An 877-nucleotide genomic window follows, 5' to 3' on the forward strand; every position below is an offset into this window, starting at 1 on the left:
CGCGAGCGTGGCGGCAGCGACGGCAAAGAGCGCTGCCAACTTGGGCATGGAGCGTTTCTGCAGATCGGTCATGGGGGGGTTCTTTCTTGGGAACGTGGAAGCATCAAGGATGGAAACACGAAAAACCGGCGATTATGAGCCGGGATAAAACGGTTTTCCGAGGCTCGCGGGCAGGTTCGCGCGGATCCACGCCGGGTTGCGCGAGATCAGCGCCAGCACCACGATGGTGGCCACATACGGCAGCATGCTCAGCAGCTGGCTGGCCGCTTGCACGCCGCTGGCCTGCAGATGAAACTGCAGCATGGTCACGCCGCCGAACAGGTACGCGCCGAGCAGCACCCGTGCCGGGCGCCAGGTGGCAAAGGTGGTCAGCGCCAGCGCAATCCAGCCCCGGCCGGCGACCAGGCCCTCGACCCACAGGGGGTGTAGACGGTGGAGACGTAGGCGCCGGCCAGTCCGCACAGCGCGCCCCCGGCCGCCACGGCCGCGAGCCGGATGCGGCGCACGGGGTAGCCCAGGGTGTGCGCGGACGCGGGCGATTCCCCCACGCAGCGCAACACCAGCCCGGCGCGCGAGCGGTACAGGAACCAGATCAGCCCCAGCGTGAGCAGCATGCTCAGGTAGACCAGCGGGTGCTGTCGGAACAGCGCGGGCCCGAGCAGGGGGACGTCACCGAGCAGGGTCATGGCGTAGCGCGGCCGCTCGGGCAGCCGGGCCTGCACGTAGCCGGTGCCGGCAAACGCCGAAAAGCCCGCGCCGAACAGACTCAGCGCGAGCCCGGTGGCGTATTGGTTGGTGTTGAGCCAGATCACCAGCACGCCGAAGAGCGTGGCGAGCAAGGCGCCGGCGGCCATTCCTGCGGCAAAGCCCAGCCAGG

General features: G+C 68.9%; 1 pseudogene. It reads right to left on the reverse strand.

Annotated elements, in window-relative coordinates:
• Window positions 1-132 precede the first annotated feature (132 nt).
• Window positions 133-877: pseudogene (locus VTU_RS25905) on the reverse strand (ABC transporter permease); the annotation flags it as partial.

This window comes from Verminephrobacter aporrectodeae subsp. tuberculatae At4, from assembly GCF_000193225.1.
Taxonomy (GTDB): Bacteria; Pseudomonadota; Gammaproteobacteria; order Burkholderiales; family Burkholderiaceae_C; genus Acidovorax; species Acidovorax aporrectodeae.